This is a genomic window from Agrobacterium sp. ST15.16.055, from assembly GCF_027956555.1.
GTDB classification, from domain to species: domain Bacteria; phylum Pseudomonadota; class Alphaproteobacteria; order Rhizobiales; family Rhizobiaceae; genus Agrobacterium; species Agrobacterium salinitolerans.
The window spans coordinates 56,425-82,553 of the sequence record NZ_JAQKGN010000003.1; the positions used below are offsets into that span (position 1 = coordinate 56,425).

The window sequence follows — 26,129 nt, forward strand, 5'->3', positions numbered from 1 at the left end:
GCATGCCCCTCAAAGAGAGATCGTTCTGACGATCTCGGCCCGCAGGCTATCCAGCCCGAATGATTTTTCCGAGGATGTGGCGAGAACTTCCGGATAGGCGGCGGGACGCTTGCGGATTTTCTCCAGCGTTTCACCGATCAGCCGCGGAACGCCGGCATCCTTGATCTTGTCCGTCTTCGTCAGCACGATCTGGTAGGAAACGGCCGCCTTGTCGAGCAGGGTCAGAACCTCCTCGTCATTCTTTTTCACGCCATGGCGGGAATCGATCAGCACGTAAACGCGCTTCAGCGTCGCCCGGCCGCGCAGATAATCGAAGACGAGCTTCGTCCAGGCGTCGACTTGATCCTTGGGGGCCTGCGCATAACCGTAACCGGGCATGTCGACCAACGCCATCGGCGGCAGATCGCCCGCTTCGCCGGAATAACCATCCGGAACGAAATAGTTCAGTTCCTGCGTGCGTCCGGGCGTATTGGACGTGCGGGCAAGCCCCTTGTGGCCCACCAGCGCATTGATGAGCGAGGACTTGCCGACATTCGAACGACCGGCGAAGGCAATCTCCGGCGGCCCTTCGGGCGGCAGGAATTTCATTGCTGGAACGCCGCGAATGAAAATCCAGGGTCGCCCGAACAGGGGCTTTTCGGTTGCCGTGCCGGTCTCACTCATTTCGATTGCACCGGCTTTCGCTTGAACAGCCCCTTAATGTTATCGAACAGCTCGATCTTGGCGCCCTGGCGCTTCATGATGACGGCCTGCTGGGTGATAGAGAGCGTATTGTTCCATGCCCAGTAGATGACCAGACCGGCCGGGAAGGAGGCCAGCATGAAGGTGAAGATCAGCGGCATCCAGTTGAAGATCATCGCCTGCGTCGGATCGGGGGGCGTCGGGTTCATGCGCATCTGCAGGAACATGGTGATGCCCATGACAAGCGGCCAGACACCGATCATCAGGAAGTGCGGCACGTCGTAGGGCAGAAGGCCGAACAGGTTGAACAACGACGTCGGATCCGGCGCGGAAAGGTCGTGGATCCAGCCGAAGAACGGCGCATGCCGCATTTCGATGGTGACGTAGATGACCTTGTAGAGCGCGAAGAAGACCGGGATCTGCAAAAGCATCGGCCAGCAGCCGGCGACCGGATTGATCTTCTCTTCCTTGTAGAGCTGCATCATCGCCTGCTGCATGGCCATGCGGTCATCGCCATGCTTGGCTTTCAGCTCTTCCATCTTCGGCTGCACGCGCTTCATGTTCGCCATGGAGGCATATTGCTTGCTGGCGAGCGGGAAGAAGAGAGCCTTGACGACGATGGTGGTGAGCAGGATCGCCACGCCGAAATTGCCAAAATAACGGAAGAAGAAATCCATCAGTTTGAACATCGGCTTGGTGATGAAGTAGAACCAGCCCCAGTCGATCAGAAGGTCGAACTTCGGAATGGCGTAGGTCGTTTCGTAACGGTCGACCAGCGGCACTTCCTTGGCGCCGGCAAAGACGAGGCTCTTCAGCTCGATCGACTGGCCGGGCTCGACTGTCAGGGCATCGCTCTTGAAGTCTGCCTGGTAGCTCGGCTGATTGCCGGTGATGTGCGAGTAGCGCGTCTCGAACGGTGTCGTCTGCGGCGGAACGATGGCCGCGGCCCAATATTTGTCGGTGATGCCGAGCCAACCGCCGGTCGCCTTTGCAACTGTTACCGGCGCTTCTTCGACGTCCTTGTATTTTTCTTCCGTCAGGCTGCCATCCTTGCCGGAGACGCCGAGGAAACCTTCATGGATGACGAAGACCGGGGGAACCGCGGGCTTGTTGTTGCGCGTCACACGGCCATAGGTGGCGAAGGAGATCGCAGCCTGTCCCGGGTTTTCTACCTTGTCGGCCACCGAGATCATATAATGCTCGTCGATCGAAACCGTACGCGAGAAGATGACGCCCTTGGAATTGGTGTAGGTCAGCGTGACCGGAGTGGTTTCCGTCAGCTTGTCGCCGTTGGCAAGCGTCCAAACGGTGGTCGGGCCGGGCACGCCGCCGACGTCCTGTGCCGCAACGTAACCGAGTTCGGTGAAATAGCCCTCCTTGGTGTCGGAGGGCGAGAACAGCGTGATGATCGGGCTCGAGTCATCGACGGTCTCATGGTAGTCCTTGAGCCGAATGTCGTCGAAGCGGGCGCCGGTAAGGTTGATCGAGCCGGCGATGGCGCTGGTCTCGATGGCGACACGCTGGGTCTTTGCGATTGCCTCTTCGCGGGTCGCGGTGGCGGCGGCCTGCGGGGAGGATGCGGGCGGTGCGCCTTCAACGGCGGCCCCCGGTGCGGCGCCCGGCGCAGGCTGCTGTTGCTGCGTCGTTTGCTGCTGCGCCTGGCGGGCCTCTTCGGCGCGGCGCTGCTGCTCGATACGCGGATTCATATAAAGGAATTGCCAGGCGAGGACGATGACAACCGAAAGGGCTATCGCGATGAAGTAATTGCGGTTCTTTTCCATCATTCTTTCCTGGAGCGGGTCTCCTGGGACCGTTTCGGTTTCGCCGTTCCTTCAATTCGCTCGTTAAGGAGAGACTGAAGTTTCGGGAAGGCTGTATCAAGCACGTCCCTGCGGGCGACAATCACATAGTCATGACCGGGCTTCATTGCGACCCCGGCAGAAAGCCTGACGGCTTCCTTGAGACGGCGGCGCATGCGATTTCGCTCGACCGCGTTGCCTTGTCTTTTCGTTACGGTAAAACCGACGCGAGGCTCGGTTTCCGGGGCTTTCCGGTCAAGCACTTCCAGAAGAAAGCTGCCTCCCCGCCGTTTTTCTCCTGCCTGAACGGCAAGGAAATCCGACCGGTTTTTAAGCCGGCCGGGCAGTTTTCCTGTCTTACTCATGTGCCCGCGACTTTCACCGGGTCACAGAGACGGCAATTAAGCCGAAAGACGAGCGCGGCCGCGCGCACGGCGGGCTGCGAGAACCTTGCGGCCGCCGGCGGTAGCCATACGGGCGCGGAAGCCATGACGACGCTTGCGGACGAGCTTGGACGGTTGGTAAGTACGCTTCGACATTTATTTAATACCGCGGTGTGCGGCCCTTCTTGAATTTGCAATAATTTGCAAGAGCGTTTCGTTTTTTGCACGGCTAACCCCGCCTGGGCGAGCTTTCAATGGCCGAGCGTGCGCGGCTTATAAGGGCATAGGCCGAGCAAAGTCAATTGCCGAAGGGGTTTTCGCGCTTCACCTTTTGCGGAAAACGCATCGCCATCTTCTTCGCCGACAGCCGATAAAGGCCAATTCCAGCGCGTCATCGGTAAAATCCGAAATTCTTTCTTAACGCGGCATTGATAAATCTTGTGACGCGAAAAGTTATGCCAGCTTCCCATTTTCATCGCGCAGCTGGTTTTTGTTGGGGGAACGAAGTTGAGAATTCGCGGTCGTATCAATCTACTTGTCGGGCTGATGAGCCTTGTTGCCTGTACCATTGGCGGGCTGTCCATCTATGCGATCAACGAATTCTGGGTTCGTTCGCATCATTTCGAGAAAGCCGCCGAAAGGGCTTATAAGGGAGAGGCGCTCAACCGACTGGTGACGGCAGTCGTCATGGACGCGCGCGGTATCTATGCGGCCGCCGATGTGGCTGCGGCCACCCCCTTTGCTAACGGCATGGTGAAAAATCTCGACGCCATGGAAAAGCTGATCGCTACTTGGGCCCCGCTGGTGCCGGCCGAGCAAAAAGCGAGTTTCGACAAGCTTGTCAGCCGATCCAAGGAGTTTCGGTCCTTCCGCTTGGAGACGGTCCGTCTCGGTAAGGAAGTCGGGCCCCAGGCGGCCAACCAGCAGGGTAATAACGAGGCTAACCGCACCAACCGCAAGGCTTATCAGGCGGAGATCGACAGTGTCGTGAAAAACGACCTTGCCGAACTCGAAGTCGTGAAGGCGGGGGTCGATTCTTTCAGCACCGCCATATTCTGGGTGATTGTCGCGGTGACGGTTGCAGGTGTCGGCGCGGGAGCGGCCTTCGGCCTGTATATGGGAACGCGGCAACTCAGCGCACCCATCCGCAGGGTTTCGCAGGTGATGAATGCTGTGGCCGACGGAAATCTCGACGCCGCCGTCCCCTATCTCGGCCGCAACGATGAAATCGGCGAAATGGCCGCGGCCGTCGAGGTCTTCAAGAAAAACGGCAGCGAAGTGCGCCGCATGAATGCGCAGGAAGCCGCCATGCGCGCGAAAAGCGACGATCTGCAGGCCGGCATGGCCATCGTCGTCGACGCTGCGGCCCAGGGCGATTTCAGCCGCCGCATCAACAAGGATTATGGCGACGACAACCTCAATCGTTTTGCCGCGACGATCAATTCGCTCCTCATCGGGGTCCATAATGGCGTGTCCGAGACCAGCCGCGTCATTGAAGGCCTTGCGCGGGGCGATCTGACGGAGAGAATGGATGGCGAGTTCCGCGGCGTTTTCGCCGAACTTCAGGTGAACGTCAACCAGACGCTAACCAAGCTGCGCGAGACGATGCGCGAAGTGCGCGGCAGCACGGAAGGCATCAGCGGCAACGCGAACGAATTGCGCTCGGCGGCCGATGACCTGTCGAAGCGGACGGAACAGCAGGCGGCGGCGCTGGAGGAAACCTCAGCCGCTCTGGATGAGATTACCGCCGTTGTTCGCAATTCGACCGATCGTGCGCAGGAAGCCAGCGCCATGGTTGCCGAAACGAAGCAGAAGACGGAGGAGTCCGCCAATGTCGTGCGCGACGCCGTGTCCGCCATGGATCGTATCGAGCATGCCTCGCGCGAAATCAGCCAGATCATCAACGTCATCGACGAAATCGCCTTCCAGACGAACCTGCTGGCGCTGAATGCCGGTGTGGAAGCCGCCCGTGCAGGCGAGGCGGGCAAGGGCTTTGCCGTCGTCGCTCAGGAGGTGCGAGAACTTGCGCAACGATCCGCAACCGCTGCGAAGGACATCAAGGCGCTGATCACCAAATCGGGCCAGGAGGTCGGGCGCGGCGTATCGCTGGTGCAAAGAACTGGCGGCGCACTGAGCGAGATCGAGACCCGCGTTCTGGCAATCAACGAGCACATCCACTCGATCGCCACGGCCGCCAGGGAACAGTCCACCGGACTGCACGAGGTGAATACCGCCATCAACCAGATGGATCAGGTAACGCAGCGCAACGCCGCCATGGTGGAGGAGACCTCGGCCGCAACCCACAAGCTGAGCAGCGAGGCGGACCATCTCGTGACGCTCGTGGCGCGCTTTAACGTTGGCGTGGAGAATGTGCAGCGCAGCCCCCGCATTGAGCAGCCCGCGAGACCGACGGCGGTCTCCGCCGGTCCGGTGGCGGTCTCCGGCAGGACACCGGCAGTGGCGTCTCCGGCCCGTAAATTGATGAACAGCGTCAGCCGCGCGCTCAATGCCCAGCCTGCGGCGGCACCCGCGCATGGCGACTGGCAGGAGTTTTAGACGACAAGCGGTCCGCTTCAGACCGGCTCATTTTCGAACGCCGCCCCTGCCGGGCGGCGTTTGTTTTTCCGGCAATGAAAACCTTTATTTTGCAGTGCATTGGAAAAATATCCATTAGGTCCTATTATCATCACTGCATATAAACCGAGCCGTTCCACGCAAGCAGCGGCGCGCATACAGGATCATGGGCCCGGTGTTTTCTAAAGGCGTAGACAGCTTGGACCGCACGCAAGACGATCGGGTGCATTGCATGCCGGGATTGACCGCCGGTCTTTCGGGGCGGTTGCTGTTGCTCACAGTCATCTTCGTGATGATCGCCGAAGTGCTGATCTTCGTACCTTCCGTCGCCAATATGCGTCTTTCATGGTTGCGCGACCGTCTGAATACGGCTGCGGCCGCCGGGGCTGTCATCGACGGCCTGCAGGCTGAACTGCCGAGAAGCGTGCAGAACGACACGCTGATGGCAACCGGAGCGAAGCTTATCGCCCTGCGCAAGGACGGCACGTCGCGCTTGCTCGCCGTGGCGGAAACGCCGCCGGGCGTCGATGAGCAATATGATCTTTCCGACGTTTCGCAGGTGGCGGCGGTGCGGGACGCCTTTTCCACCCTGCTGTTCGGCGGCAACCGCATCATCCGCGTTTTCGACGTCGTCGGCGACAGCGACACGATCATCGAACTGGTGCTTGGCGAAAACAAGCTTAGGGCGGCAATGCTTGCTTATGCCCGCAACGTTTTCCTGATTTCCATCGTCCTGTCGCTGATCACCGCAGGCCTGATCTTCATCTCCATCAACCGCATCATGATCCGGCCCATACGCCGGCTGACGCTCGGCATGCAGAACTTCTCCGAGGACCCGGGCAATCCCGAGCGGATTTTCGTACCTGATGAGGGAACGGATGAACTATCGGTTGCCGGCCGCCACCTCGCCGATATGCAGACCGAACTGCAGAAGACCCTGCGGCAGCAGAAGAACCTCGTGGATCTCGGCCTCGCGGTCTCGAAGATCAACCACGACATGCGCAATATTCTCTCCTCCGCCCAGCTCATGTCAGACCGTCTGGTGGATGCCAAGGACCCGATGGTCAGGAGCTTCGCGCCGAAACTCTTGCGCACCATCGACCGCGCCGTGGCCTATACCGGCGAGGTTCTGGCCTATGGCCAGGCGACCGAAGGCGCGCCGAAACGCAAGATGGTGCAGTTGAGCCTTCTGGTGCGGGATGTGCGCGATATTCTGGCGGTCGATCCGGATAGTGGCATCGAGTTTCAGGACAGCGTTCCCTCCGATCTCACGGTGGATGCGGATTCCGAGCAGCTCTTCCGGGTCATCCACAATCTCTGTCGCAATGCCGTTCAGGCCTTGCAATCCGATACCGCGAATGCCGGGCTTCGACACCTCTCCATCTCGGCCCAGAGGGCTGGCAGCGTTGTCAGCATCGTCATCGATGACAATGGACCCGGAATGCCGCGCAAGGCGAAGGAGAACCTGTTTTCCGCTTTCAGGGGTTCGGCCCGCTCCGGCGGCACGGGCCTCGGGCTGGTCATTGCCCGCGAACTCGTGCTTGCCCATGGCGGCACGATCGCGCTCGTCGAAAAGCCCGGTCCCGGCACGCAGTTCCGCATCGAGATCGCCGACCGCGCCGCTTCCGTACAGGCGGCTAGAACCGCCTGAAAAACCTGCTCCGCAGCGGGTTCGCACAATCGTTCTCCACACCCAAACGGACATGGTATCTGGCCCGTGGAAAATGATCCTCATGGAATTTCAAATAAAATCAATTAGATACATGAATTGCTGCGGAAAAATGACAATTTCGAAGCGAAATCGCTTGCATTCGGAATGAGGACGTTTTAGAGGATCGCCACGCCACCGGAAACGACCGGAACGGCACGCACCCGTAGCTCAGCTGGATAGAGCACCAGACTACGAATCTGGGGGTCAGGAGTTCGAATCTCTTCGGGTGCGCCATTTCTCTTCCGATAAAATGAAGTCCTGAAACAATCGCTCTCACGCGCGATATCGCTGGTATTGGCAACTCCTTCAGACGGATGCTTCGAGGCTCCGTACGGCCGCGCGAATTCCGAACGTTCCGAATATGTACTAAAATCACCCCTTCATCAGCTGCCCCCGGGGTGAAAGCCGCGTTGGAAACGGACAAGGTGTTTGCGGATTCGATTCCGGAAAATTACGACCGCATGTGATTCTCGCCGCCGTTTAAAACGGCACTGCCGACCCGGTTCTCAGTCTATAAATGCTAGTGGGGAATATTTGAGCAATACCCCCTAAATATTAGTGGTTTTGGTTGAGGGCCTGTACCAAAGGGTTTTCCGATAGTCCGAGATTGTCGGGCTTTCGAGTGTCATCGAACCTTCCTCAAACCTTCGTCATATTGTCATACAATAAAAGCATATGCGCTCCAGAAAAGGAGCGCAGAATGACGCCACAATCACTTGAACTTTCAGGGATCGGCAAGGGCTTCGGGGCCGACGATGTTCTGAAAGAGATCGATCTTTCCATCCGCCCTGGAGAGTTTTTGTCTCTCGTCGGCATGTCGGGCTGCGGCAAGTCCACGCTTCTGCGTATCATTGCGGGGCTGGAAACGCCGGATCGCGGTTCGGTGTCCATCGGCGAACAGGATGTGACGGAGGTTGATCCGAGCGATCGCAATCTGGCGATGGTTTTCCAGTCCTACGCCCTTTATCCACATATGAGCGTGCGCCAGAACATTGCCACACCGCTCAGGATGCGGCGCCTGCCTTTTGCCGCGCGCCTGCCGCTGATCGGACGTTTTGCGGCCCCTGCGGAAACATTGAAGCAGATCGATGCCGCCGTCGAGCAGGCGGCCGAGACGCTGCAGATCGCGCATCTGCTGGATCGAAAGCCGGCGCAGCTTTCCGGCGGCCAGCGTCAGCGTGTGGCGCTCGCCCGGGCTCTCGTGCGTTCGCCCGCCGCCTTCCTGATGGATGAGCCGCTTTCCAACCTCGATGCGAAGCTTCGCGCCCATATGCGTGAGGAACTGGCGGGCCTGCACCGCCGGCTCGGCGCAACATTCATCTATGTCACCCATGACCAGATCGAAGCCATGACCATGTCCGACCGCATCGCGCTGATGTCGGAAGGCCGTATCGAGCAGCTTGGTACGCCGGACGAGCTTTACCGCAAGCCCGCGACGCTGACGGTCGCGCGTTTTATCGGCACGCCCTCGATCAACCTGCTGCCGGTCGAAATCGATGCGCAAGGCAAGATCGCCGCTTTTGGACGCGATCTCGGCATTGAAGGTGCTGGCCGTGATGCCGGCCCGGCGACGCTCGGCCTTCGCGCCGAGGATTTGCGTCCGGGCGAAGAAGGTTTTGCCGTGCGCGTGGTGCGCAGCGAAACCCATGGCGCCGACCGCTTTGTGAGCTGCCGCCTGCTGAGCGACGAGACGGTCGCCATCACCCTGCGTCAGGGCGCCGGCGATGCTGTGGGCGCGGATATGAATGGCGTGATGAATCTCGGCTTTGCGCCGGAACGCGCGCATCTTTTTGCGGCCGACGGTCTGCGCCGCAAGGTGACGGTGCGCGAGCGGGTGCCGGCATGACGGCGGTCGATTTTTCCACGGCCGCGCGCGCGAAGGCTCGCCCGCGGCTGTCAAAGGCGGACCGGCGGATGATCTGGCGCGGCCTGATGTTCGCTGCTCCCGCAAGCCTGCTGCTGCTGGCGATCTATATCGTTCCGATGTTCGTTCTGGCCGGTTTTGCCGTCACCGATTATCAGCTCGGTTCGCTTTCCACCCGCTTTGTCGGCCTTGGAAACTTCGTCAAGGCGTTTCAGGACCCGGTTTTCCTGCGCTCTCTGGCCAATACCGCCATCTATGCGCTCATCGTCATTCCCTTCGGTGTGTTTCTGGCGCTCGGCGTCGCTTTGCTCGTGTATAATCGCAAGCGCAGCCGCGCTTTCTGGGAGGTGGCCTATTTCCTTCCCGTCACCGCAACCCTCGTCGCCATGGCGACCGTGTGGCAGTTCCTGCTGCACCCTTCGCTTGGGCCAGTGAACGCGGCGATCAAATGGCTGGGTTTCGAGCCCGTCGCTTTTCTCTCCAATCCCGTGCTCCTCATTCCCACCATGGCGCTGATGGGCGTCTGGCAGATTCTGGGTTTCAACATGGTGCTGTTCCTTGCCGGCCTCACCGCCATTTCTAAGGATCTGCACGAGGCAGCGCGGCTGGATGGCGCCAAGAACCCGGTTGACCGGTTCCTGACAGTGACCTGGCCGATGCTCGGACCCACGACCATGTTCGTGGTGGTCACCACCTCCATTTCAGCCTTCAAGGTGTTCGAGACGGTGGCTGTGCTGACCAAGGGCCGCTTCGGCTCGGAAACCCTGCTGTTCGACCTCTATCTCGAAGGTTTCGAATATTCCAACACCGGTTACGCCGCCGCGCTGACGATTATCTTCCTTGTGATCGTGCTGGTCCTGTCTATCGGCCAGACGCTGCATATGGACCGGAAGGTGCATTACTGATGGCCGCACTCCGCAAATATTTCCCGCATCTCGTACTGGCTCTCGGCGCTTTCGTGATGCTCCTGCCATTCTACTGGATGGTGCTGACCTCTATCCGCTCGCCGGCAGAGATTTTCGATGTGTCGCTCTGGCCCATCCCGCAGAAATTTGACGCGGCCGACAATTATGCACGGGCGGCGGGTCAGGTGCCGATGGCGCGTTTCATGCTGAACGGCGTCATCGTCTGCGTCGGTATTCTCGTCGTACAGGTCCTGACATCGGTTCCGGCCGCCTATGCGTTGGCGAAGCTCAGGTTTCCGGGCCGCAAGCTGCTGCTGGGCCTTGTTATTGCCGCGCTCTGCGTTCCCATTCAGGCCCTGGCACTGCCGCTCTTTGTCGGTCTGGCCAAGACAGAGTTGCTGAATACCTATTTCGCGATGATGATGCCGTTCTTCCTGTCGGTCTTCGCCATCTTCCTGTTCAACCAGTCCTTCCGCAGCTATCCGAATGAAATCATCGAGGCCGCCCGCATGGACGGGTTCTCGGAAATGGAGATTTGCTGGGGGCTGGTCCTTCGCGGTTCTCTGCCTTCGCTTGCCGCTTTTTCGATCTTTTCGCTCGTTGCCCACTGGAACGACCTTTATTGGCCGATGATCGTGGTCTCCGACACCAATCTCGCCCCGCCGCCGCTTGGCATGATGCTTTTCGCGGATGTCGAATCCGGCGCCAATTACGGTGCGCTGATGGCGGGCGCAACACTGATTACCGCGCCGATGGTGCTGTGCTTCCTCCTCGCACGGCGGCATTTCATCGCCGGTATTACGATGACCGGCGTCAAGTGACGCCGTTCAGATTTCCTCCTCACAACCTTTCTGGAGACTGATATGAAACTCAACCGACGCGCTGTGATGGGCGGTCTGGCTCTTGGCATGGCTTTTGCTGGCCTCGCACAGCCGGTTCTGGCCAACGAAATCACGCTCAATGTTCTTTACAATCTGCCGGGATTCACCAAATTCCATCAGCCGCTGGCCGATGAATTCATGAAGAAGAACCCTGATGTGAAGATCAACTTCCTCGCTCCGGCCGCCGGTTACAATGAAGGCCAGCAGCAGGTTCTGCGCTCCGCCGTCACAGGCAATCTGCCGGATGTTTATTTCTCGGGTTACAACCTGACGGCTGAACTCGTTCACACGCTCGCACCGCGCAACCAGATCACCGATCTCGGCCCGTTCATTGAGGCTGAAGGCGGTCAGGCTTTCCTCGACAAGAACTACAGCCCCAAGATGGCCGCCCTCGGCCAGATCGACGGCAAGCAGTACGGCCTACCGGTCAATGCGTCCTCGCCGATCATCTACATCAACTCCGACCTTGTGACCAAGGCTGGCGGCGACCCGGACAAGATGCCGACGACCTTTGCTGAGCTCATTGCTCTCGCCAAGAAGATCAAGGCGCTCGACCCGAAGTTCGCCGGCATGAGCTACGACATCAACGGCTGGCCGGACGACTGGTTGTGGCAGGCGCTCATCGTCGAACAGGGCGGAAAGCTCGTTGACGAGAAGGCCAAGACCGTTGGCTTCGACAACGAGATCGGCCTCAACGCCCTGAAGATGACCCGTCAGTTCGTCACCGAAGGTGGTCAGAACCTGCTCGACTGGGACCAGTCCCGCCAGCAGTTCGGTGCAGGCCTCACCGGCTTTATCTTCTCGACGCCCGCCCACGTTCAGACCATCCAGGGTCTGGTTGGCGACCGCTTCAAGCTGAAGACGGCGACCTTCCCGCTCGACAACAAGGAAAAGGGCGGTGTTCCGACCGGCGGTAACTCGGCTGTTATTCTGACCCAGGAAAAGGCCAAGCAGGATGCTGCCTGGAAATACCTGAAGTGGATCACCGGTCCAGAAGCACAGAACACCATCGTTCGCATCACCGGTTACCTGCCGACCAACAAGCTGGCCACCGGCCCGGACTTCCTTGCTCCTTATTATGTCGAGAACCCGAATGTGAAGACCGCTTCGCTTCAGGCTGATCGTTCTCTGCCTTGGGCCGGTTATCCGGGTGGCGATTCCGTCCGCATCTGGCGCACCCAGCGCGACATCATCGGCACCGTCATGCGCGGTGAGGTGACGCCGGAAGACGGTCTCAAGCAGATCGTCGAGCAGACCAACGCCCTGCTGAAATAAGCAAAACCATTGAAAAGGCTGCGGGGAAATCCGTTCCCGCAGCTATTTTGCGCAGAAAGCCCTGTTATGAAGATCATCCAGATCACCGACACTCATCTCGTACCCCCCGGCATTGCTGTAAACGGCGTCGATCCGGAAAAGCAGCTGCGCGCGGCGGTGGCCGATATTGTCGAAAAACACGCCGACGCCGATCTTCTTGTGATGACGGGTGATCTCTGCAATTACGGCGAGCCGGAAGCCTATGAACTGCTGCGAGACATCCTCGCGCCGGTCTCCGTGCCTGTGCGGCTGATGCTCGGCAATCACGACCGTCGCCCGGAATTCGTGGCTGCCTTTCCCGAGCAGCCGCGTGACGACAACGGCTATATCCAGTCCTTCATCGACACGGAATTCGGTCGGCTGCTGTTTCTCGACAGCCACGAGGCCGATGTCATCGGCGGCATGTATGGCGCGGATCGTCTGGCATGGCTGGAGAATGCGCTGGAAAGCGCGGACGACCTGCCGGTGACGGTGTTCATTCATCACCCGCCGATGGATTGCGGCATCCGCCATTTCGAACATATCGGTATGCATGATGACGGTGCTGTCATGCGCCGGCTCGCCGCTCATCCGGCCGGAATACGTCACATCATTTTCGGCCATATACATGTGCCGATAGCAGGGACGACCGCCGAAGGCATCGCCTACAGTTCCGGTCAGGCCTGCGCGCATCGTTTCATCACCGATATCGATGTTGTCGATCCGCTGTGGACGGGCGGCAATCCCTGTTACCGGATCATAAGCCTTGGTGCATTCGGCCTGCGTGCCTATGACGCGGAAGTTGGGCAGCTCGTGCTCGGTCAGGCGCCTGTCTGCGAAGGTCCCTGACACCGGCCGTTTCCGTGGTATACGGGGATGACCTTCGCCTCGTGCCTGTTCCCGGTGTAGGGTGCGAGGTTCTTTGCCGATTACAGGGTTGCGGTGGTGAGAAGACCCCCGTTGCTTGTCGCGGGGATGCGCCACTTCTGGTTTGTTGAACGGGATGTGATACATCGGAACCATGGTTCCGTGCGCACCCTTGATCTATGTCAGTTTCATCGATGAAACGGCACGCCATAGTCGCCGAAAGGTGGCCGACCAATGCCGTGCCATCGTGATGACAGATCATGGAGAATTGCATGCTTGAAAAGCGTATCCGCAACGCGTCCCTCTTGAACAGGATCGTCAGCGCCGAAGAGGCCGCCAGTCTCATTCAGGATGGCATGACGGTGGGCATGAGCGGCTTTACGCGCGCCGGTGAAGCCAAGGCAGTGCCGCTGGCGCTGGCCGAGCGCGCCAAGACGAACCCCATGAAAATCACCCTGATGACCGGCGCCTCCCTCGGCAACGATCTCGACAAGACAATGGTCGAGGCCGGCATGCTGGCGCGCCGCATGCCGTTCCAGTCCGATCCGGCTTTGCGAAAAGCGATCAATGACGGCAAGGTGATGTTCATCGACCAGCATCTGTCCGAAACGGTGGAGCAATTGCGCGGCGGCCAGATCCACGGCGTCGATATCGCCATCGTAGAGGCGGTGGCGATTACGGCGGACGGCGGCATCGTGCCTACAACATCGGTCGGCAATTCCGCAAGCTTCGCCATTCTGGCCGATAAGGTCATCGTCGAGATCAACCTGTCGCAGCCCGAGGTGCTGGAGGGTTTGCATGATATCTTCATTCCCGCCAAACGCCCGACCCGTATGCCCATTCCCGTTGTCGCGACGGATAGCCGCGTCGGCCTGCCTTTCATTCCGGTGCCGCCGGAAAAGATCGCCGCCATCGTGCTGAGCGACAAAAGCGACAGTTTCTCCACGGTGCTGCCGCCGGATGACGAGACCAAGGCGATTGCCGGCCATCTCACCGACTTTCTGTTGAACGAGGTGCGTCATGGCCGCATGACCCACGAACTCCAGCCGCTTCAGGCCGGTATCGGCACCATTGCCAATGCTGTCATGCATGGTTTCATCGATACGCCGTTTCATGATCTGAAAATGTATTCGGAAGTCCTGCAGGATTCGACCTTCGAACTGTTCGACGCTGGCAAGCTGACCTTTGCTTCCGGTTCGTCGATCACGCTGTCTTCTGCCATGAACGAGCAGGTCATGCCGCGACTGGCCGATTACAAAAGCAGGCTGATCCTGCGTCCGCAGGAGGTGAGCAACCATCCGGAAGTCATCCGCCGCCTCGGTATCATCGGCATCAACACCGCGTTGGAATTCGATATCTACGGAAACGTCAATTCCACCCATGTCGGCGGGACGCATATGATGAACGGCATCGGCGGCTCGGGCGATTTCGCCCGCAACGCCTATATGTCGATCTTCGTTACCAAGTCGATCGCCAAGGGTGGCGCGATCTCAAGCGTCGTGCCGATGGTCAGCCATGTCGACCATACCGAACACGATGTCGATATCCTCGTCACCGAAATCGGGCTTGCCGATCTGCGCGGGCTGGCACCTCGCGAGCGTGCGGCTGTCATCATCGCCAATTGCGTCCATCCCGATTATCGCGATGCGCTGGCTGACTATTATCACCGGGCGACAGCGCGGGGCGGGCATACGCCGCATCTCATCGAAGAGGCGTTGTCCTGGCATCAGGCGTTGCGGGAAAAGGGCACGATGCGACCCCAGCAATAGGCGTTGAAACAGGTGGTCCTCTTGCCGGTTTTTCGACCGGCAATTGGGTCCGTTTGGACACACCGCTGGGGAAAGTGCCCGCCACTCCGCTTAGGTTGCTGGCGCGACTGTTCCGCCTCCGGTAGAAAATCTTCTCCACCCGGCCGCTATCGAGCTGCCTCAGGGTTGTAGGAGAGTGATGTGATGCCCCTTCGCTTCGTCGCCATGATCGCGATTGTCGCCCTGCTTGCAAGCTGCGGCGGGCGGCCCATCGGGGTCATGACACCGACGGGACAAACTGTGGCCGGTACGACGCCGGTCAATCTCCTCGTTGCGACAACGCGCGCCCCGTCCGAAAATCCCGCGGTTCTTTTCGGCGGCGAGCGGGGAACGGGGCTGAAGGTCGATGCGGTCACGGTCTCCATTCCGCCTGCTGCCAACCGCAAGGTTGGTCAGGTGCAATGGCCGAAAAAACTGCCACCCAATCCGCTGAAGGATTTCACCACGGTTGCGGTTGAGCCCATTCTCTCCGAAGCAGAAACCAGAAGTTGGATCAGTAAGCATATCGCAAAGGACCGCCGTGTGCTGGTCTTCGTGCATGGTTTCAACAATCGTTACGAGGAATCCGTCTATCGCTTCGCCCAGATCGTCCATGATTCCGGCACGGATGTCGTTCCAGTGGTCTTCACCTGGCCGTCGCGCGCGAGCATTTTCGACTATAATTACGATAAGGAAAGCACCAACTATTCCCGCGATTCGCTGGAGGAGATGCTGACGCGGCTGGCGAAAGATAAATCCATACGCGAAGTCACCGTCATGGCCCATTCCATGGGCACTTGGCTTGCGGTGGAGGCGCTGCGCCAGATGGCCATCCGCAACGGCCGCGTTGATCCCAAGATAAGCAATGTCATTCTGGCTGCTCCGGATCTCGATGTCGACGTGTTCAGCCGGCAATTCAGCAGCCTCGGTAAAACGCCGCCGAAATTCACCCTCTTCGTGTCGCAGGATGACCGCGCGCTCAGCCTGTCGCGTCGCATTTCCGGCAATGTCGATCGCCTCGGCCAGATCGATCCTTCCGTGGAGCCCTATCGCAGCCAGCTGGAAAAAGCTGGCATCACCGTTCTCGATCTCACCAAGCTGCAATCCGGTGATCGTCTGAATCACGGAAAATTTGCCGAGAGCCCCGAGGTCGTCCGCCTGATCGGCGACCGTCTTATTGCGGGCCAGACGGTGACGGATTCCGATGTCGGCCTGGGCGAAGCGTTGGGTGCCGTCAGTATCGGTGCTGCGCAAACCGTCGGAACGGCGGCGAGCGTGGTGGTCAGTGCGCCGATCGCGGTCTTCGATCCACGCACGCGGGAAAATTATGGCAGGCAGGTGGAGCGGCTTGGCCGCTCTGTGGAAAACACCGTCGGGTCGGTGGGCGATACAGCCGGTTCCGTGGTGGACGATCAGGCGCTTCAGTCGTCAAGGGTCAACTGCGATGCCGCCGCAAATCGAAACCGGGCGGAATGCCGTAGTCGCTAAGCCACGATACGACCGGGGGTGGCGGAAACGTCAGGCGTTTTTGTCACCACACTCCCGCAGATTTGTATACAGCTTGTATTTTTATCTGTATGGTCGGGCCAACAACCCAACTTCCGGAGTAGACCCCATGCGTTGGAAACGCACCCTCCAGCTTCTCGATGTTCATTGCGAAGGCGAAATCGGCCGTGTCGTCACTGGCGGCGCGCCGAAAATTCCCGGCAACACCGTGGCCGAACAGCTGCACTGGATGAACACCGATCCGCAAGGGGAAGCCTTGCGCCGCTTCCTGACGCTGGAGCCGCGCGGTACGCCCATGGGGTCGGTCAACCTGCTCCTGCCGCCGAAACATCCCGATGCGCACGCCGCCTTCGTCATTCTCCAGCCGGATCAGGCGCATGCCAGTTCGGGTTCGAATTCCATCTGCGCGACGACGGCGCTTCTGGAAAGCGGCATGGTGGAAATGCAGGAGCCGGAAACGGTCATCATCCTCGAAACGGCCGCTGGTCTCGTCAAAGCGACGGCCACCTGCCGCGACGGGCGCTGCGAAAAGGTCAAGCTGACCATGGTGCCATCATTCGTGCATGAGCTGGATATCAGCATCGACACGCCCGAATGGGGCAGGGTGACGATGGATATTTCCTACGGTGGCATTTTTTATGCGCTGGTGGATGTCCGCCAGATCGGGCTCACGATCGAAAAGGCCAATGCCGCCAAGCTGGTCTCGGCCGGCATGATCCTGAAGGACCTGGTCAACCGTGAAATGACCGTCGTGCATCCGGAAATCCCGGCAATATCAGGCGTCGCCTATGTGATGTTCCGGGACGTTGATGCCGATGGCTCGATCCGCACCTGCACCACCATGTGGCCAGGCCGCGCGGATCGCTCGCCCTGTGGCACCGGCAATTCCGCCAATCTCGCCACGCTTTATGCGCGCGGCAAGGTGAAGGTGGGAGATGAATATAAATCCCGCTCGATCATCGGTTCGGAATTCGATGTCGGCCTCTCCGCCGTCACCGAGGTGGCGGGCCGACCTGCCGTCATTCCGACCATTGCCGGACGCGGCTTCACCTTCGGTCTGCACCAGGTTGGCCTCGATCCCTTCGACCCGCTGGCCGATGGTTTTGCCATGACCGATGTCTGGGGTCCGGAAGCGGGCAACATCTGAGGCATGCTTTAAAAAAATGACATTTACAGCCGCCCGATGAACTTTGGCGGCTGTTTTCCCGCGGCAAAAGATGCTAAGCGGGCGCCAATTCCGTCATGCTCCGAGGTATCCCGATGAAGTCGCTCACCCTGCGCCGCCCTGATGACTGGCACCTGCATCTTCGCGATGGCGCCATGCTGGAAGGGGTGATCGGGGATACGAGCCGCCATTTCGCCCGCGCCATCATTATGCCAAACCTGGTGCCGCCGGTTGTTACCACGGCCGACGCTCGCGCCTATCGCGAACGCATCGTCAAGGCAATTCCGGCGGGTGACCGTTTCGAGCCGTTGATGACCCTCTATCTGACCGAGGACACGCAGGCCGACGATGTGGAAGAGGGCAAAAAAAGCGGCCTCATCACTGCCGTCAAGCTCTATCCGGCGGGTGCGACCACCAATTCCCACGGCGGGGTGCGCGATTTCAACAAGGCCATGCCGGTTCTGGAACGCATGGCGAAGATTGGTCTCCCGCTCTGCGTGCATGGTGAGGTGACGACGCCGGAAGTCGATATTTTCGACCGCGAGAAGGTCTTCATCGACACGGTGCTGGAGCCGCTGCGCCAGCGCCTGCCAGAGTTGAAGGTGACGATGGAACACATCACCACCCGCGATGGTGTCGACTATATCAAGTCTTCCAAGGCCAATCTCGCCGGCTCAATCACCACGCATCATCTCATCATCAACCGCAACGCCATTCTGGTTGGCGGCATCAAGCCGCACTATTATTGCCTGCCCGTCGCCAAGCGCGAGGAGCACAGGCTTGCGCTGCGGGCTGCCGCGACGTCGGGTGATGCCCGCTTCTTCCTCGGCACGGATTCCGCTCCGCATGTGGATCCGCTTAAGGAATGTGCCTGCGGCTGCGCCGGCATCTATACTTCCATCAACACCATGAGCTGCCTTGCCCATGTCTTCGAGGATGAGAATGCCCTCGACAAGCTGGAGGCCTTCGCCTCGCTCAACGGCCCGGCCTGGTATGGTCTTGCGCCGAATGAGGAGACGATCACCCTGGTCAAGCGCGCCGAGCCGGTATCATTCCCGGCCAAGATCGAGACGGGCGCGGGGCCGGTCACCGTATTTGACCCGATGTTCCCGCTCCATTGGGATGTAGACTGATTTTATAACCGCCGGCACTGCCGGCGGTTTTGTTATGGTCTGCCAGTACCTCGGCGGGCGACGGCATACCGAACAAAGACGCGTGCTTTCCGAACACCCATCCGGGTATTCGGAGCGAGAAACCAAGGCCTAAAAGGAGAACGCCTATGAACCACTTCACATTCACCGATCGCACCGTCGTTGCGGAACTGGTTGCGAAAATGTTGTGGGAAATCAAGGCTGTCCATTTCAATTCCGAAAGCCCTTATACCTTTGCCTCGGGCATGAAGAGCCCTGTCTATATCGACATGCGCAAGCTGATCTCTTTCCCGCGCATTCGCTCCGCAGCCATGGATTTTGCGGCGGCGGCGGTGATGCGCGAGGCGGGTTTCGAGAAGTTCGACTGTGTCGCCGGCGGTGAAACGGCAGGCATTCCCTTTGCCGCCTTCCTTGCCGAGCGCCTCGGCCTGCCGATGATCTATTGCCGCAAGAAGCCGAAAGGCCACGGCCGCAATGCCCAGATCGAAGGCCATATGCCGGAAGGCGCTCGCGTTCTGGTCATCGAGGATCTGACGACGGCCGGCGGGTCGATGTTCACCTTCATCGATGCTATCCGGGCGGCTGGCGGCATTGTCGATCACGGCATCGCGCTGTTCTATTACGGCATCTTCGAAGAGGCTGAAGCGCGCTTTTCCAACGGCAATGTCAAACTGCATTATCTGACGACCTGGCGCGATGTTCTGGCGGTCGCCCGCGCTGAAAAACTGTTCGACGAAAAGACCCTGTCAGAGGTTGAAGCCTTCCTCGACAACCCACTGCCATGGTCGGCAAAGCACGGCGGCGTCAGCGAATTGCCGCAATCGTGATTTCGGATGTGGCCAGCCCAGCTTGTGGCTGGCCTTCCGATCGATCTTCGTCTAAATCGATTTAAGTTCATTTGATTTGCTGTTTTGAGGAGGACCGTAATGATCCTGTGTTGTGGTGAAGCCCTGATCGACATGCTGCCCCGGCAGACGACGCTGGGCGAGGCGGGTTTTGCCCCCTATGCAGGCGGAGCGGTCTTCAACACGGCGATTGCGCTGGGGCGTCTCGGCGTTCCTTCCGCCTTCTTCACGGGTCTTTCCGATGACATGATGGGTGATATCCTGCGGGAAACCCTGCGCGCCAGCAATGTCGATTTCAGCTATTGCGCCACCCTTTCGCGCCCGACCACCATCGCCTTCGTGAAGCTGGTGGAAGGTCATGCGACCTATGCGTTCTACGACGAGAACACCGCTGGCCGGATGATTACCGAGAAGGAGCTTCCGGCACTGGGCGCGGATTGCGAGGCGCTGCATTTCGGCGCGATCAGCCTTATCCCGGAGCCCTGCGGCAGCACCTATGAGGCGCTGATGACACGCGAGCATGAAAGCCGTGTCATTTCGCTCGATCCCAATATCCGCCCCGGTTTCATCAAGGACAAGCAGTCGCATATGGCCCGCATCCGCCGCATGGCCGCCATGTCTGATATCGTCAAGTTCTCGGATGAGGACCTCGCCTGGTTCGGTCTTGAAGGGGATGAGGACACGCTTGCCCGCCATTGGCTGCATCACGGTGCAAAGCTGGTCGTCGTCACCCGTGGCGCCAAGGGCGCGGTGGGCTACACCTCCGGCTTGAAGGTTGAAGTCGCCTCTGAACGCGTCGAGGTCGTGGATACCGTTGGCGCTGGTGACACCTTCGATGCCGGCATTCTGGCTTCGCTGAAAATGCAGGGTCTTCTCACCAAGGCGCAGGTTGCCTCCCTGACGGAAGAGCAGATCAGAAAGGCGCTTGCGCTGGGGGCAAAGGCTGCGGCAGTCACCGTTTCGCGGGCCGGGGCAAATCCGCCCTTTGCGCATGAAATCGGTTTGTGATGGGCGCGGTTGAACCATTTTGAACGAGTGGTTCAACACTCTTCCCGGCGCTAAAGCCGTAAAAAACCGTTATTTCGATATTATGAAGCTTGTGTCCGCTGTTTTTTCACGAAACAAGCGTCGCATGAGCGTTCCCAAGTCCCATCCTTTTGATTTCGACCCGACCTATGGCATGCAGCGTGAACAACTGCTGGCCATCACCCCGCCCGAGGCGCCACCCGGCTTCGATGATTTCTGGAAAAAGCGCTATCGCCGCGCGCTCGCCACGGATCCCCGGCCGGTGCTGCGCAAGAGCAGGCTCAGCGACCCCCGCTGGCATGTCCTAGATTTGACCTACACATCCACCGACGGTTTTCGCATCGGCGGATGGCTGCTTTTGCCGCGCGAGGGACAGGTGCGTCGCGGCCTCGTTGTTGGCCATGGTTATGGCGGTCGCGAGGCTCCTGATTTTGACGTGCCCGTGGAAGAGACGGCCGTGTTGTTTCCCTGTTTTCGTGGGCTTTCGCTCAGCACCTGTCCGCCGATCTCGTCCGATCCGGCCCTACATGTCCTCTATAATATCGACAGGAAGGACGATTACGTCATCGGCGGCTGCGTTGACGATCTGTGGGTTGCCGTTTCCACGCTCATAAGCCTTTATCCCTGGCTGGACGGGCAGGTGGGTTACAGCGGCATCAGTTTCGGCGGCGGCATCGGTGCCCTGGCCATTCCTTTCGACAAGCGCATTGATCGTGGCCACCTTGTCGTGCCGACATTCGGCCACAGGCCGTTCTGGTTGACGTTACCGACCGTTGGCAGCGCGGATGCCGTCCAGGCCTACTCCAAGACCCACGCCCATGTGCTCGAAACGCTGCGCCTGTTCGATGCCGCCTGTGCTGCCGCCCGCATAAAAGTCCCGATGCTGGTCGCGCCTGCGCTTTTCGATCCGGCAGTGGCGCCACCTTGCCAGTTCGCCGTGGCCAATGCTTTGCCAGAATCGAAATTTAATGAAATCTTCATCCTCGACGCCGGACATTTCGATTACCCTGACAGCGCATCGCAAGATGCGGTCCATAAGGACAAGGTCAGACGGTTTTTCAAGGTGCCATGAAACGCGAATATTTCCGTTGGTATAGTCACAGGCTCCATCGTGACATGGAGCTCCTGATATTCGGTCATGCCGGTGCGAAGGTGCTGATGTTCCCGACTCGCGACGGGCGATTTTTCGAATATGAGGAACTGGGCCTTGTCGGCAGTCTCGCTGACAAGCTGGAGGCGGGCCACCTTCAGCTTTATTGCATAGAGGGGCTGGCCAGAGAGACCTTCTATGCGGCCTGGCATCATCCCGCCGATCGCATTCGCCGCCATGCCGCTTTCGAAGAGTATATTCTGAACGAAGTGCTGCCGCTGATGTCAGAGAAAAATCCTCACGGCAGCACCATTGTGCAGGGTTGCAGTCTCGGTGCATTTCAGGCCGCCAGCCTCGTCTTTCGCCACCCGCATCTTTTTCGCAAGCTCGTCGCCTTTTCCGGTCGGTATGATCTGACGATGAAGGTGGAATCCTTCGGCGATCTGTTAGACGGTTATTACGACGACGACGTCTATTTCCATACACCCAGCCACTTTCTTCCGGGCCTTGACTGCCCATGGCGGCTTGATCACCTGCGGCGTATCGACATGGTCTTCACCATCGGCGATGCCGACCCGTTTCTGGACAACAATCATCATCTGAGCCGTGTCCTGTCGGATAAGCAGGTGGGGCATCGGATGCACGTCTGGGACGGCCGCGCCCACCGTGCGGGTGCGTGGCGCAAGATGGCCGCGCTTTATATTTGAGCCGCCCCATTAAAAAAGCCGGAGGTGTCTCCAGCTTTTTTGGATCTTGGTCGTAACGAACCTCAGCCCGCCAGACCCGCTAGCGCCTTCACCAGTCCCTGCGTCGAGCTGTCATGGCCCGCCGCACTTTCCTTGCCTTCGACGACGGGAAGCAGGCCGGTTGCCAATTCCTTGCCAAGCTCCACGCCCCATTGGTCGAAGGAGTTGATACGGAACAGCACGCCTTCGACGAAAACGCGGTGTTCGTAAAGCGCGATGAGGCGGCCAAGCGCAAAAGGCGTCAGCTTGTCGTAGACGAAGGTGATGGACGGGCGGTTGCCGGTGAAGACGCGGTGCGGCGCGATGAAATCGGCTTGGCTGTCTTCCATGCCCTTGGAGGTGAGCTGGGCTTTCGCTTCTGCAAGCGTACGGCCCTTCATCAGCGCTTCCGATTGCGCCAGGCAATTGGCGATGAGAAGCTGGTGCTGGTGGCGCAGTTCTGGCTCAAAACCATTGGCGGCGATCATGAATTCCGCCGGAATGACGCTCGTGCCCTGATGGATGAGCTGGTAAAAGGCGTGCTGGCCGTTTGTGCCGGGCTCACCCCAGACGACCGGGCCGGACTGGCCTTCGACGGGCGTGCCGTCGATGGTCACACCCTTGCCGTTCGACTCCATGTCGAGCTGCTGCAGATAGGCGGGGAAACGCGACAGCCGCTGGTCATAGGGCAGGATTGCGCGTGTCGGATAATTCAGCACGTTACGGTTATAAAAACCGATGAGACCGAGCAGCATCGGCAGGTTTTCTCGGATCGGTGCCTCGCGGAAGTGCCTGTCCATGGCATGTGCACCATCCAGGAACTTGCCGAAATTATCCGGGCCGATGGCGATCATCAGCGGCAGGCCAATGGCCGACCAGATCGAATAACGTCCGCCCACCCAGTCCCAGAAACCGAAGATGCGGTCGCTTTCGATGCCGAAGGCGGCAACTTTTTCCAGCGCGGTGGAAACGGCGGCGAAGTGATGCTTGACGGCAGCCTCACCGAGCTTCTCGGCGATGAAGCGGCGCGCGGTGGCGGCGTTCGTCATCGTCTCGATGGTGGTGAAGGTCTTCGACGCCACGATGAAGAGCGAGGTCTCGGGGTCGATGAGCTTCAGCGTATCGGCAATATGCGCGCCATCGATGTTGGAAACGAAATGCGCGCGCGGGCCATCATGGAACGGTGCGAGCGCGAGCGTCGCCATGACCGGGCCGAGATCGGAGCCGCCGATGCCGATATTGATGACATCGGTGATCTTTTTGCCGGTCGCACCCTTGAGGGAGCCGGAACGGATCGAATCGGCAAACTTGCCCATGGCCGCCAGAACGGCGTTCACATCGGGCATCACGTCCTTGCCGTCCACGAGAACCGGCGTGTTGGAGCGATTGCGTAGCGCCGTATGCAGCACGGCGCGGTCTTCGGTGAAGTTGATCGCCTTGCCGGAGAACATTTCTTCGCGCTTGGCCTCGACGCCGCCTTCGCGCGCGAGCTGTTCGAGAAGTGTGACGATCTCCTCATTCACGGCGCATTTGGAGTAGTCCATCAACAGGTCATCGAATTTGGCGCTGAAACGGCTGAATCTCTTGTCGTCTGCCGCAAAGGCGGCGCGCAGATCGGTTGCGGCTGTGCTGCTCGCCGTTGCTTTCAGTTTTTCGATGGTGGCCTGCATCTTGTGCTCCTCGGCTTCCGTGGAAGGATGAGGAAACTATTCTTTTTCAGGCGGCCAAATCAAGGCGACTTTGATAAAAGAAAAGGGCCGGGACGAAAGAAAGAGCCGGTCGTCCGGCTCTCCCCATTGCGCGTGACAATCAGTTCAGATTGCGCAATTCGCGCCGCAAGATTTTGCCGACATTCGATTTCGGCAACTCGGTGCGGAACTCGATGATTTTCGGCCTTTTGTAGTTGGTCAGGCTCTTGGCGCAGAAGGCCTTGAGTTCCGCTTCCGTGAGCGACTGGTCCTTCTTGACGACGAAAAGCTTAACGGTTTCGCCGGAATGTTCATCCGGAACACCGATTGCAGCGCATTCCAGCACGCCCGGATGGCTGGCGGCCACTTCCTCTACTTCGTTCGGATAGACGTTGAAACCGGAAACGAGGATCATGTCCTTCTTGCGGTCGACGATCTTGGTGTAACCGCGCTCGTCCATGAAGCCCATGTCGCCGGAACGGAAGAAGCCGTCCGCCGTCATGGCTTTCGCGGTTTCATCCGGCCTCTGCCAATAGCCGGCCATGACCTGCGGGCCACGAATGCAGATCTCGCCGACTTCACCTGTTGGCAGGCTCTTGCCGTCCTCGTCGCGAATATCGATTTCCGTAGAGGAGATGGGCAGGCCGATGGTGCCGCTGAATTCCGTGGAATCGAGACGATTGACCGTTGCAACGGGTGATGTCTCGGAGAGGCCGTAACCCTCGGCAATCGGGCAGCCGACGATGGAAAGCCAGCGTTCCGCGACAGGCCTCTGCACGGCCATGCCGCCACCGAGAACCAGAATGAGCGATGACAGATCGAGTTTGCGGAAATCCTCATTGTTCATCAGCGCGTTGAAAAGCGTGTTGATGCCGGGGAAAATATGCGGCTGATAATGCGTCAGTTCCTTCACGAAGCCGGGAATGTCGCGTGGATTGGCGATCAGCAGATTGTGGCCGCCGAGCGCAATGCCCATCAGCGAATTCACCGTCAATGCGAAGATGTGACAGAGCGGCAGCGCGCAGATGAAGTTCAGAACATCAGGGCGGTCCTTTCGGCCGTTGAAGGCGGCGTCCAGCCACAGGCTGATCTGAAGCTTGTTGGCCAGAAGGTTGGCATGGGTGAGAACCGCACCCTTTGAGACGCCAGTCGTTCCACCGGTATATTGCAGGAAGGCGATGTCCTGTGCCGTGAGGCTAACCGGCTTCAAGGAAAATCCCTGGCCTTCCTTCAGCATGGCCTTGAAGCTGATCGAGCCGGGAATGGCGTAGGCGGGCACCAGCTTCTTGACCTTGCGAACCACCAGATTGACGATATGACCCTTGAGGCCGAGAAGATCGCCCATCGCGGCGACGACCACATGCCGCACCGCGGTTTTTGGTACCGCCTGCTGCGCCACATGGGCGAAGTTTTCCAGCACGAACAGGGCTTTCGCGCCGGAATCTTTCAGCTGGTGTTCCAGTTCGCGCGGGGTATAGAGCGGGTTGACATTGACCACGACCATGCCCGCCCGTAGAATTCCATAAACCGCGACGGGATTTTGCAGGATATTCGGCATCATCACGGCAACCCGGTCGCCTTTTTCCAACCCTCTGGACTGCAGCCAGGCAGCGACCGCGCGGGTCTCGGCGTCCAGTTCCCGATAGGTCAGGGACTTTCCCATGCTGGAAAAGGCCTTGCGATCGGCAAATTGCTTGCAGCTCTTTTCGAGAAGGTCGACGAGCGAGGCATTTGTCGAGGTGGGGATCTCTGAAGGCACGCCCGGCGGATAGGATGCCAGCCAGCGTTTGGTAACACCGACATTCTCCGGATGTCCCAGGGACAATTCACTCATGCTGCTCCTCCCAGAGTCTTTGTCGCGCCGCGCGTTCGATGAACCGCGAAGAGGCGCTTTGTGCTGCCTGACATTCACGAAGCGCCCGCATTCAGGCGGCCCAATCAGCCTGATTGAGGGAACCCCGTGTGGCGTCACCGGATCGACCGCTCCTCTCGCTCCCCGGTGACGAATGATAGACGCGTAATCCCTTAACGTCCATCTTGTCGGCAAAGCTTATTTAACTCTAACGTAAACGTCAATATTGCTGCCGCACATTGCGCCAATCCGTGAGGAGAAACGCATTTCGCCAGGCTTTTTTGACTTTAATCCTGATTTGAGCGATCAACATAATTCGCAAAGCAGGGCAGGATT

General features: G+C 59.2%; 21 protein-coding genes and 1 tRNA gene. 16 read left to right on the forward strand and 6 right to left on the reverse strand.

What is annotated here, in order from left to right; all coding sequences use genetic code 11:
* Window positions 1-9: 9 nt before the first annotated feature.
* Genes yihA through rpmH form a run of 4 tightly spaced genes read right to left on the reverse strand, consistent with a single transcriptional unit; the run spans window position 10 to window position 3,019 of the window.
* Window positions 10-663, reverse strand: a complete 654-nt coding sequence (gene yihA / locus PL599_RS06285; RefSeq protein WP_035263945.1) for a ribosome biogenesis GTP-binding protein YihA/YsxC — start codon at window positions 661-663, stop codon at window positions 10-12.
* Window positions 660-2,462, reverse strand: a complete 1,803-nt coding sequence (gene yidC, locus PL599_RS06290) for a membrane protein insertase YidC (protein WP_137409703.1) — start codon at window positions 2,460-2,462, stop codon at window positions 660-662. Before yidC ends, yihA begins: the two co-directional genes overlap by 4 nt.
* Entirely contained in the window at window positions 2,462-2,845 is a 384-nt protein-coding gene (gene rnpA / locus PL599_RS06295) for a ribonuclease P protein component (RefSeq protein ID WP_077984445.1), read from the reverse strand. Before rnpA ends, yidC begins: the two co-directional genes overlap by 1 nt.
* 36 nt (window positions 2,846-2,881) lie before the next feature.
* Window positions 2,882-3,019, reverse strand: coding sequence for a 50S ribosomal protein L34 (rpmH, locus tag PL599_RS06300; RefSeq protein ID WP_003493611.1), 138 nt, complete (start codon window positions 3,017-3,019; stop codon window positions 2,882-2,884).
* A gap of 351 nt (window positions 3,020-3,370) precedes the next feature.
* Between rpmH and PL599_RS06305 the strand changes: the two genes are divergently transcribed.
* The 16 genes from PL599_RS06305 (at window position 3,371) to PL599_RS06380 (ending at window position 22,235) form a co-directional block, all read left to right on the forward strand.
* The gene (locus PL599_RS06305) at window positions 3,371-5,419 is read left to right on the forward strand and encodes a methyl-accepting chemotaxis protein (RefSeq protein WP_142912649.1); all 2,049 of its coding nucleotides are present in this window, start codon (window positions 3,371-3,373) and stop codon (window positions 5,417-5,419) included.
* A gap of 250 nt (window positions 5,420-5,669) precedes the next feature.
* Window positions 5,670-7,088: an ATP-binding protein gene (locus PL599_RS06310; protein ID WP_269823415.1), complete on the forward strand. Its 1,419-nt coding sequence runs from the start codon at window positions 5,670-5,672 to the stop codon at window positions 7,086-7,088.
* 217 nt (window positions 7,089-7,305) lie between these two features.
* A tRNA-Arg gene (locus PL599_RS06315) sits at window positions 7,306-7,382 on the forward strand.
* Window positions 7,383-7,848: 466 nt separating this feature from the next.
* Complete coding sequence (locus PL599_RS06320; RefSeq protein ID WP_165691291.1) at window positions 7,849-8,994, forward strand: ABC transporter ATP-binding protein; 1,146 nt, start codon at window positions 7,849-7,851, stop codon at window positions 8,992-8,994.
* Complete coding sequence (locus PL599_RS06325; RefSeq protein WP_191217381.1) at window positions 8,991-9,917, forward strand: carbohydrate ABC transporter permease; 927 nt, start codon at window positions 8,991-8,993, stop codon at window positions 9,915-9,917. The genes PL599_RS06320 and PL599_RS06325 overlap by 4 nt, the downstream gene beginning before the upstream one ends.
* Window positions 9,917-10,738, forward strand: coding sequence for a carbohydrate ABC transporter permease (locus PL599_RS06330; RefSeq protein ID WP_077984448.1), 822 nt, complete (start codon window positions 9,917-9,919; stop codon window positions 10,736-10,738). Before PL599_RS06325 ends, PL599_RS06330 begins: the two co-directional genes overlap by 1 nt.
* A gap of 42 nt (window positions 10,739-10,780) precedes the next feature.
* On the forward strand, window positions 10,781-12,073 hold the full coding sequence (locus tag PL599_RS06335; protein WP_077984449.1) for an ABC transporter substrate-binding protein: 1,293 nt from the start codon (window positions 10,781-10,783) through the stop codon (window positions 12,071-12,073).
* Window positions 12,074-12,139: 66 nt separating this feature from the next.
* Window positions 12,140-12,940 carry a phosphodiesterase gene (locus PL599_RS06340; protein WP_269823414.1) on the forward strand — a complete coding sequence of 267 codons (801 nt, stop codon included), beginning with the start codon at window positions 12,140-12,142 and terminating at the stop codon, window positions 12,938-12,940.
* A 290-nt stretch (window positions 12,941-13,230) separates the two neighbouring features.
* Entirely contained in the window at window positions 13,231-14,727 is a 1,497-nt protein-coding gene (locus PL599_RS06345) for an acetyl-CoA hydrolase/transferase family protein (RefSeq protein ID WP_269823413.1), read from the forward strand.
* A gap of 183 nt (window positions 14,728-14,910) precedes the next feature.
* Complete coding sequence (locus PL599_RS06350; RefSeq protein WP_137409708.1) at window positions 14,911-16,233, forward strand: alpha/beta hydrolase; 1,323 nt, start codon at window positions 14,911-14,913, stop codon at window positions 16,231-16,233.
* 127 nt (window positions 16,234-16,360) lie between these two features.
* Window positions 16,361-17,398 (forward strand): 4-hydroxyproline epimerase, encoded by a 1,038-nt coding sequence (locus tag PL599_RS06355; protein ID WP_080855880.1) that lies wholly within the window; start codon window positions 16,361-16,363, stop codon window positions 17,396-17,398.
* Between the two features lie 113 nt (window positions 17,399-17,511).
* Window positions 17,512-18,549 carry a dihydroorotase gene (pyrC, locus tag PL599_RS06360; protein ID WP_269823412.1) on the forward strand — a complete coding sequence of 346 codons (1,038 nt, stop codon included), beginning with the start codon at window positions 17,512-17,514 and terminating at the stop codon, window positions 18,547-18,549.
* Between the two features lie 146 nt (window positions 18,550-18,695).
* Window positions 18,696-19,394 carry an orotate phosphoribosyltransferase gene (locus PL599_RS06365; RefSeq protein WP_077984455.1) on the forward strand — a complete coding sequence of 233 codons (699 nt, stop codon included), beginning with the start codon at window positions 18,696-18,698 and terminating at the stop codon, window positions 19,392-19,394.
* Between the two features lie 99 nt (window positions 19,395-19,493).
* Complete coding sequence (locus PL599_RS06370; protein ID WP_137409710.1) at window positions 19,494-20,420, forward strand: carbohydrate kinase family protein; 927 nt, start codon at window positions 19,494-19,496, stop codon at window positions 20,418-20,420.
* Window positions 20,421-20,544: 124 nt separating this feature from the next.
* Window positions 20,545-21,510 (forward strand): acetylxylan esterase, encoded by a 966-nt coding sequence (locus PL599_RS06375; protein WP_077984479.1) that lies wholly within the window; start codon window positions 20,545-20,547, stop codon window positions 21,508-21,510.
* Complete coding sequence (locus tag PL599_RS06380) at window positions 21,507-22,235, forward strand: esterase family protein (RefSeq protein ID WP_077984457.1); 729 nt, start codon at window positions 21,507-21,509, stop codon at window positions 22,233-22,235. Before PL599_RS06375 ends, PL599_RS06380 begins: the two co-directional genes overlap by 4 nt.
* Before the next feature lie 62 nt (window positions 22,236-22,297).
* Here the strand turns inward: PL599_RS06380 and pgi are convergent, their stop codons facing one another.
* Together pgi and PL599_RS06390 are read right to left on the reverse strand one after the other, a co-directional pair.
* Entirely contained in the window at window positions 22,298-23,923 is a 1,626-nt protein-coding gene (pgi, locus tag PL599_RS06385) for a glucose-6-phosphate isomerase (RefSeq protein ID WP_269823411.1), read from the reverse strand.
* Between the two features lie 139 nt (window positions 23,924-24,062).
* Window positions 24,063-25,775, reverse strand: coding sequence for a long-chain fatty acid--CoA ligase (locus PL599_RS06390; protein ID WP_191217385.1), 1,713 nt, complete (start codon window positions 25,773-25,775; stop codon window positions 24,063-24,065).
* Between the last annotated feature and the right edge of the window lie 354 nt (window positions 25,776-26,129).